Origin of the sequence: Armatimonas sp., from assembly GCF_031410135.1 — a bacterium.
In the GTDB taxonomy this organism is placed as follows: Bacteria; Armatimonadota; Armatimonadia; order Armatimonadales; family Armatimonadaceae; genus Armatimonas.
In genome coordinates, this window is sequence record NZ_JANNYP010000285.1 from 1 (window position 1) to 1,003 (window position 1,003).

1 protein-coding gene is annotated in these 1,003 nt (G+C 50.3%); it reads right to left on the reverse strand.

Translation table 11 applies throughout. The features are described 5' to 3' along the window. Positions 1–144: 144 nt before the first annotated feature. A complete protein-coding gene (locus RMO15_RS10395; protein ID WP_309711622.1) occupies positions 145–873 on the reverse strand; it encodes a transposase in 729 nt (242 codons plus the stop codon). Between the last annotated feature and the right edge of the window lie 130 nt (positions 874–1,003).

Consider the following 1,003-nt stretch of genomic DNA (forward strand, 5'->3'; position numbering starts at 1 on the left):
GTGGGCAGGGCAGTGGGAAAATCAAGTGGGGGTAGGAATGTCCCACACCGCCTTAGGAACGGATTACCTTGTGGTAGAACAATACCTTCGCCAAAATGGTGGGGCTCTTTCGACGCCTGATGCCATCACTGCCAGAAGCAAAACTCAGGTGCAAAGCTCCATTGTAGCCACCTTCCCACCTGGATGAATCAAGCCAAGACGACAAACCTGGTCCACGACCGATTCCAGCCGCGACAACAGACCAGAACAAACAATACCATCGGCAAATTCCGCAAGACATTTCAACGCAGAAGGCACATACTTCAAGGTCTCCAGAGCGTAGCGACGGCCACGGTAGTAACTTTTCAGGTCAACAATGCCAGCATCAGGAAACGACGCGCCAAAACAATCCAAAAGGTGGCAACTCAGATTGCCCATGAAAAACGAAAGACCAACCGCGTTCGCCACGGAGGTCTCACCCACACACACAAAGTCAGAAAGACCAAAATGCTGCTTGGCATCGCGAAACTCAAACTCGATCTGGAAACGCAGACTATAATACTCCACCAGTGTGAGGGCTACCAAGTCTAAGTCGCTGCTAAACAAGACCACATGACCTCGACGTTCTGTCACCCGATGCGTCTTGACAATCACCACGATATTGAGCACCTCAGCAAAGTCTTTGTGCCGACACTGCATCTGGTAGACTTCACGCTCATAGTCGTCTTCCTGCTCACACGAGACCCGAGAGGCAAGCGGCAGATTGTCATAATCGAGCCTATCGCCATACCTCAGACGCGGACTTGCTTGTTGCTGATCTTGTGTTGGCAAAAGATACAGTTGGGCATCGTGACGCATTTTGGAGATCAGGTGCAATCCCAACTGGCGCGTCATATGTTAAGAGGGATGTTTTCCTTATTTTCCATCCAATTCCAAGTAATGCAACGCTATCTTCTTACCAATCTGTGCCTGAAGCTTGTGTGTCCAGAGAAGGTTGCGCGCAAGCTCCTGGTTTAGCGTGATT